The following is a 6,212-nucleotide window of genomic DNA, read 5'->3' as shown; positions in this document are numbered from 1 at the left end:
CCCGCGCCCACCACCAGCACCTCGCGCGCGGACAGCCCCACCGTCAGGGGGAGGCCGTCCAACGCGGGTGCCGCCGGCCGCTCGGCCGCGGGGGCGGCGTCAGCGAACGCGATCGTCACAGGTGGATGCCGCACTCGGTCTTGGAGGAACCGGCCCAGCGACCTGAGCGCGGATCCGCTCCGGCTTCGACGCGGTGGGTGCACGGCTCACAGCCTATCGACGGGAAGCCGTCGTCGAGCAGGGGATTGAGGAGGCACCCGTGCTCCTCCGCGTAGGCGTGGACGCGATCCAGGGTCCACGCCACGAGCGGGTTGATCTTGATCATCGAGTGCTTGGCGTCCCACTCCACGATCGCCGCTCCGGCGCGGTGGTCGGTGTCCACCCGGCGCAGACCGGTGATCCACGCCTCGTATCCGGACAGCGCCGCGTCGAGCGGCTCCACCTTGCGCAGGCGGCAGCACAGCTCCGGGTTCGTCTCGAACGGGCGCGGGCCGAGCGCGGCCTCGTGCTCCTCGCGGCTCGCGGGGCTGCGCACGTCCACGACGTTCAGGCCCGGTGTGGACGCGAGGGCGTCCCGGACGCCGATGGTCTCCGAGAAGTGGTACCCCGTGTCGAGGAAGAGCACGTCCACTCCCGGGGCGTACTGCGCGGTCATCTCCGGCACCACGGTGTTGGCCATCGAGCAGGCCACGGCGAGGGCGTCGCCGAAGGTCTCGCCCGCCCAGGCCAGGACCTCGGCGGGGTCGACCTCGCCGTGGTGGCCGTAGAGCCCGCGGTCGTCGAATCGACGCGCCGCGTCCTCGGCGATGGCCTTGAGTTCCTCGGTGGTCCGACGCCGGCCGGGGCCGGGGGTCAGGACGGTGCTGCGGGGCAGCAGATCGAGTGCGACTGCGGTCATACCAGAACCTCCTCCTCCACACGGTGGGCCCACTCGGCGAACGTCTCGCCGCTGGCACCGGTCTCCATGTACTTGCGGATCACGCGCTCCACGTAGTCGGGCAGGTCCGCGGACGGCACGCGGAGTCCGCGGACCGTGCGGCCGAGCCCACCCGACTCCTGGTCCTGGGAGGCCAGGCCGCCACCGAGGTGGACCTGGAAGCCCGGGGTGTCGCCGTCGAGCAGCTGGCCCTTGAGGCCGATGTCGGCGGTCTGGATGCGCGCACAGCTGTTGGGGCAGCCGTTGAGGTGGATCGACAACGGCGTGCGCAGGGGCGCGTCGTCGGCGAACCGGTTCTCGAGCTCGCCGATCAGCGCGGTGGCGGTGTCCTTGGTGTCGACAAAGGCGAGCTTGCAGAACTCGATGCCGGTGCACGCCATGGTGGAGCGGCGGAACGAGCTCGGGCGGGCGTGCAGCCCGATGGCGGCCAGTCCCTCGACCAACTCCTCGACCTTCTCCGGCTCGACGTCCAGGACGAGCAGCTTCTGGTGCGGGGTGAAGCGGACCCGGTGGGAGCCCGCGGCCTCGGCGAGGTCGGCGACCTGCGAGAGCTTCTCGCCGCCCACGCGGCCGACGGTGGGGGCGGCGCCGACGTAGAAGCGGCCGTCCTTCTGCTCGTAGACGCCCACGTGGTCGCCCGAACCCACGCCACGCTCGGGAGCGGGTCCGTCCGGGAGCTCGCGGCCCAGGTACTCGTCCTGGAGGACCTGGCGGAACTTCTCGGCGCCCCAGTCCTTTATGAGGAACTTGAGCCGGGCGCGGGTGCGCATGCGCCGGTAGCCGTAGTCGCGGAAGATCCCCACCACGCCGGCCCACACCTCGGCCGCCTCCTCCTGGCGGACGAACACGCCGATGCGGGTGGCGAGCTGCGGGTTGGTGGACAACCCGCCGCCCACCCAGAGGTCGTAGCCCGGGCCGAGCTCCGGATGCCGGACGCCCACCAGCGAGATGTCGTTGATCTCGTGGACCACGTCGAGGCTCGGGTGCCCGGTGATGGCGGACTTGAACTTGCGCGGCAGGTTGGAGAACTCGGGCGTGCCGATGTACTTGGCCTTGATCTCGGCGATCACCGGGGTCGGGTCCAGGATCTCGGACTCGGCCACGCCGGCGACCGGGCTGCCGAGGATCACGCGCGGGCAGTCACCGCAGGCCTCGACCGTGTCGATCCCGACGTCCTCGAGCCGCTGCCAGACCTCGGGCACGTCCTCGATGGCGATCCAGTGGTACTGGATGTTCTGCCGGTCGGAGATGTCCGCGGTGCCGCGGGCGAAGTCGGTCGAGATGCCCGCCAGTACCCGCAGCTGGTCGGTGGTCACCGCGCCGCCGTCGGTCCGGACCCGCATCATGAAGTACTCGTCCTGCAGCTCGTCGGCCTCGAGCTTGGAGGTCCGCGAGCCGTCCAGCCCCTGCTTGCGCTGGGTGTACAGGCCCCACCAGCGCATCCGACCCGAGAGGTCGTCGGACGGGATGGAGGCGAACCCCTCCTTGGAGTAGGTGTCGAGGATCCTCTGGCGCACGTTGAGCGCGTCGTCGGTGAGCTTGAACTCCTCGTTGTGGTTGAGCGTGAGCTTGCCGTCGATCTTCCACTGGCCCTGCGGCTTGGGGGCGCGGGCGGGACGAGCGGGGCGGGCGGCGGCGTCTGTACCGGTCATGTCCGCGAGGGTAGCGGTCGACAGACAGGTCTGTCTAATGAGTGCTACCCCCGGCGAGGTTCACGCGACCGGCCCCAGCCCGTAGGTGAGGACCGGGGCCGGGGCGGCGCGGTGGAGGCGGTCACAACACCGGCATCGACGACCCGAGGTCCTCGGCGACACCGAACACGGTCTCCCACAGCAAGGCGAGAACCAACGTCGGCAGAGCGGTGGCTACATCGACCAGGGTCGATCCCGAATCTTGGGCGAGGCTGGCCGTCGCCTCAATAGACGAACCGGCGACCTCATAGAGACTTCCCAACATGATGAACTCCTTCCAGAGCGGCCCTGGTCAGCCCACCCCTTGGACTACATCTCGGTCGCCCTGGTCCGACTATAGGACGATCTTCATCAAGTAGGAACCCCGCAGCGAAACTGTTACGAATACGCTGAGAAGCTTTGTCTCGGCAGACGAAGTGTGGAAACGGTCGGCATTCGTCCGTACCGTGAGTGACGTACCCCACCACCCCGTGGGGCACCCTCTCTCGAAAGGACATCACATGTTCTCTGAATTCTGGGCCAACCTCGCCAGCGGCTCCGCCGATCTCCTTCCCGACACGGGCACCGGCTCGGCAGCGATCGACGGCTTCCTCGGCCTGCCCGCCTACATCCTCGGCACCCTCGCCGGAGGCGCGGCGCTCTTCGGTTCCTGAGCGAAACTCGACACGCCCCGGTGGTCCGCCACCGGGGCGCTTCGCATTTCGCAGGGCGTGTCATCTCGCGCGCCCGTCACATCCCGCAGAACTCAAGCCAGACGTCGACCTCTCGCCGCGCCTGCGCCCTCCCCAGGACGTAGGCCTCCGCGAGACGGTCGACCCTGCGCTCGTAACTCCGGATCAACACGCGCTCCGGACGGAACACCACCGCGTCGCCAGACTCCTCGAGAGCCTCGATCTCGTCGAGCGTCTCGTTGTAGAGCGCCCACCTGTGCAGGAGGGCCTCCCCCACCGCCGGGAACCGCCGGAAGTACGAGCGGTAGAACGGGGTAAGTCGCCGCGGCGGGATCTTCCGGTATCCACTCGGCTGGGTCAGCACCACCAGAAATCTCTCGTATCCGGCCTCCCGCGCCGCGGACAGCGGGATCCCGCCGTCATGGCCCAGGGCCCCGTCCACGTAGTACTCGCCGTCGATCAGCACCGGCGGCATCCACACCGGCATCGTCGAGGACGACCTGACCATCCGCATGAGCTCCGGCATGCTCGAGGCGTCCTCCTCGGTCCAGAAGACCGTGGCACCGTCCGAACACCGGAGGGTCCCGATCCTCGCGGCCGTGCCGCTGCTGGAGAACGTGTCGAAGTCGTACGGCAACACCTGGTCCGGCAGACCGGTCTGCTCGTAGATGTACTCGGCGTTGAACAGCCCCTTCCCCCGGGCGAAGCTGCGCCAGTCCCCGAAGTTGGGGTCCGCCGCGAGTTCGACGAAGCTCTTCCGCGCGCGGACGCCCTCGCGCGACAGATAGTTGGCCACGTGCGTGGCCCCCGCGGAGATCCCCGCAGCCATCCCACCGTGGATGCCCGCATCGATGAGCGTCTCCACGACCCCCGCCGTGTGGACCGCCCGCATCCCCCCGCCCTCGAACAGGACTGCGACATCCGGAGCAGTGGGCGATAAATCGGTCACGACACCCAGGGTAAGTCGCATCGTCACATCAGCGATGATCGACTACCGTCTCCCGAGTGAGCGCTCTCGCCGACTTCATAGCATCCGTCAACGATGTCTACTGGTACGCGGTCATCGCACTACTCGTCATCGCCGGCCTGTACTTCTCCTTCACCACCCTGATCGTCCAGGTGCGGATGTTCCCGGAGATGCTGCGGACGATCGTCGAGAAACCCTCCGACATCGAGCCGGACAAGAAGGGCATCTCCGCCTTCCGCGCCTTCACCATCTCCGCTGCGTCGCGCGTGGGCACCGGGAACGTCGCCGGCGTGGCCATCGCCATCACCGTCGGCGGCCCGGGCGCTGTGTTCTGGATGTGGCTCATCGCGATCATCGGCGGCGCCACCGCGTTCATCGAGTCGACCCTCGGGCAGTTGTACAAGGTCAAGGGCAGGGACTCCTATATCGGCGGCCCCGCCTACTACATCCGCGACGGGCTGGGGTGGAAGCGCATGGCCGTGGCGTTCGCGGTCATCATCACCCTCACCTACGGGTTCGTCTTCAACGCCGTGCAGGCTCACTCCATCTCCGAGTCGGTGCGCAACCAGTTCAGCCTCGAGGGAACGGGGTCGGGCCTGGTGATCGGCCTCGTCCTGGCAGCGGTCACCGGCGCGGTCATCTTCGGTGGCGTGCGTCGCCTGTCCGCGGTCACCGAGATCCTGGTCCCGGTCATGGCAGCGGCCTACGTCGTCGTCGCCCTGATCGTCGTGGCGATCAACATCACCGAGGTCCCGGAGATGCTCTCGCTCATCGTCGGTCACGCCCTCGGCTTCCGGGAGGTCGCGGGAGCCGCGATCGGCGCGGCGATCATGCAGGGCATGCGGCGTGGGCTGTTCTCCAACGAGGCCGGCATGGGTTCGGTCCCTAACGCCGCCGCCACCGCCTCGGTCTCACACCCTGTCAAACAGGGCCTGGTCCAGGCTCTGGGCGTCTACTTCGACACGCTGATCGTGTGCTCGGCGACCGCGTTCATCATCCTGCTGGCAAACCCGGAGTTCGGCGGCGACAGGGAGGGCATCTCCCTCACACAGGACTCGCTGGCCTCACAGGTCGGCGAGTGGGGCGTGCCGTTCCTCACCGTCGTCATCTTCTTCCTGGCCTTCTCCTCGATCCTGGGGAACTCGTACTACGGCGAGGCCAACATCAACTTCCTCCGCGAGAGCCCGCGTGCGATCAATGCCTTCCGCGGACTCGTGCTCCTCGCCGTGGTCGGCGGGGCGCTCGGGTCGGTCGACCTGGTCTGGGGCCTGGCCGACCTGTTCATGGGCGTCATGGCCACCATCAACCTCATCGCGATCATCCCGCTGGGCGGTCTCGCAGTGGCACTGCTGAAGCACTACCTGCGGCAGAAGGCCGAGGGCCACAACCCGGTGTTCCACCGCGACGACCTGCCGCAGGCCCGGAACGTCACGTCCTGGGACGGTTCCGATCCGATGACGCTGCAGCACGTCGCCGACGAGGCGCGCGACGTCGAACCGAAGGGATGAGCCACCCGGCACCGGCCGCGCACTCCCCCGCGTACGAGCGCTTCGCCGCCCTGCCCAAGGCTCACCTGCACGTCCACCTCGAGGCCGCGATGCGGGTCGAGACGATGCGCGAGTGGTGTGCCGAGGACGGCGTGGAGGTCCCGCCGCTCGTCGAGTTCCCCGACTTCACCCGCTTCCTCGACGCCTACGGCCTGCTCATCTCGCTCCTGAGGACCCCGGAGCGGCTCGGTCGGTTGCTCGACGAGGTGGTGGCGGACGCCGCCGCACAAGGCGTCGTGGCGCTCGAGTTCGCCTCCATCCCGGACAAGTCGGCCGCCTTCGACACGGCCGAGGACGCGCTGGGGTTCATCCTCCCCGCCGTCGCGGAGGCCGGCCGGCGCCACGGGGTGTGGACCGGCGCCATCGTGAGCATCGATCGCGGCGCCGGGCGCGCGCACG

General features: G+C 68.8%; 6 protein-coding genes and 1 pseudogene. 3 read left to right on the top strand and 4 right to left on the bottom strand.

The features are described from left to right. Positions 1-115 precede the first annotated feature (115 nt). The 3 genes from G6021_RS00105 to G6021_RS00095 form a co-directional block, all read right to left on the bottom strand. Positions 116-898, bottom strand: coding sequence for a phosphoadenylyl-sulfate reductase (locus G6021_RS00105; RefSeq protein WP_017837640.1), 783 nt, complete (start codon positions 896-898; stop codon positions 116-118). Further along, complete coding sequence (locus tag G6021_RS00100) at positions 895-2,589, bottom strand: nitrite/sulfite reductase (protein ID WP_095717708.1); 1,695 nt, start codon at positions 2,587-2,589, stop codon at positions 895-897. Before G6021_RS00100 ends, G6021_RS00105 begins: the two co-directional genes overlap by 4 nt. A 121-nt stretch (positions 2,590-2,710) precedes the next feature. Next, positions 2,711-2,893: a hypothetical protein gene (locus G6021_RS00095; RefSeq protein ID WP_182610106.1), complete on the bottom strand. Its 183-nt coding sequence runs from the start codon at positions 2,891-2,893 to the stop codon at positions 2,711-2,713. A gap of 235 nt (positions 2,894-3,128) precedes the next feature. Between G6021_RS00095 and G6021_RS00090 the strand changes: the two genes are divergently transcribed. Further along, positions 3,129-3,281, top strand: coding sequence for a hypothetical protein (locus G6021_RS00090; protein ID WP_179524101.1), 153 nt, complete (start codon positions 3,129-3,131; stop codon positions 3,279-3,281). A gap of 76 nt (positions 3,282-3,357) precedes the next feature. On the opposite strand, the gene G6021_RS00085 is transcribed toward G6021_RS00090, so the two are convergent. Continuing rightward, complete coding sequence (locus tag G6021_RS00085) at positions 3,358-4,248, bottom strand: patatin family protein (protein WP_347238887.1); 891 nt, start codon at positions 4,246-4,248, stop codon at positions 3,358-3,360. A gap of 56 nt (positions 4,249-4,304) precedes the next feature. Between G6021_RS00085 and G6021_RS00080 the strand changes: the two genes are divergently transcribed. Together G6021_RS00080 and G6021_RS00075 are read left to right on the top strand one after the other, a co-directional pair. Then, positions 4,305-5,774, top strand: coding sequence for an amino acid carrier protein (locus G6021_RS00080; protein ID WP_182640427.1), 1,470 nt, complete (start codon positions 4,305-4,307; stop codon positions 5,772-5,774). Continuing rightward, positions 5,771-6,212 (top strand): annotated as a pseudogene (locus tag G6021_RS00075) (adenosine deaminase); the annotation flags it as partial. The gene G6021_RS00080 and the pseudogene G6021_RS00075, both read left to right, overlap by 4 nt.

This window comes from Dietzia sp. CW19 (genome assembly GCF_014145265.1).
In the GTDB taxonomy this organism is placed as follows: domain Bacteria; phylum Actinomycetota; class Actinomycetes; order Mycobacteriales; family Mycobacteriaceae; genus Dietzia; species Dietzia natronolimnaea.
Note: the sequence above shows the minus strand (reverse complement) of the source record. Positions and strands in the feature narration are given on the sequence as shown.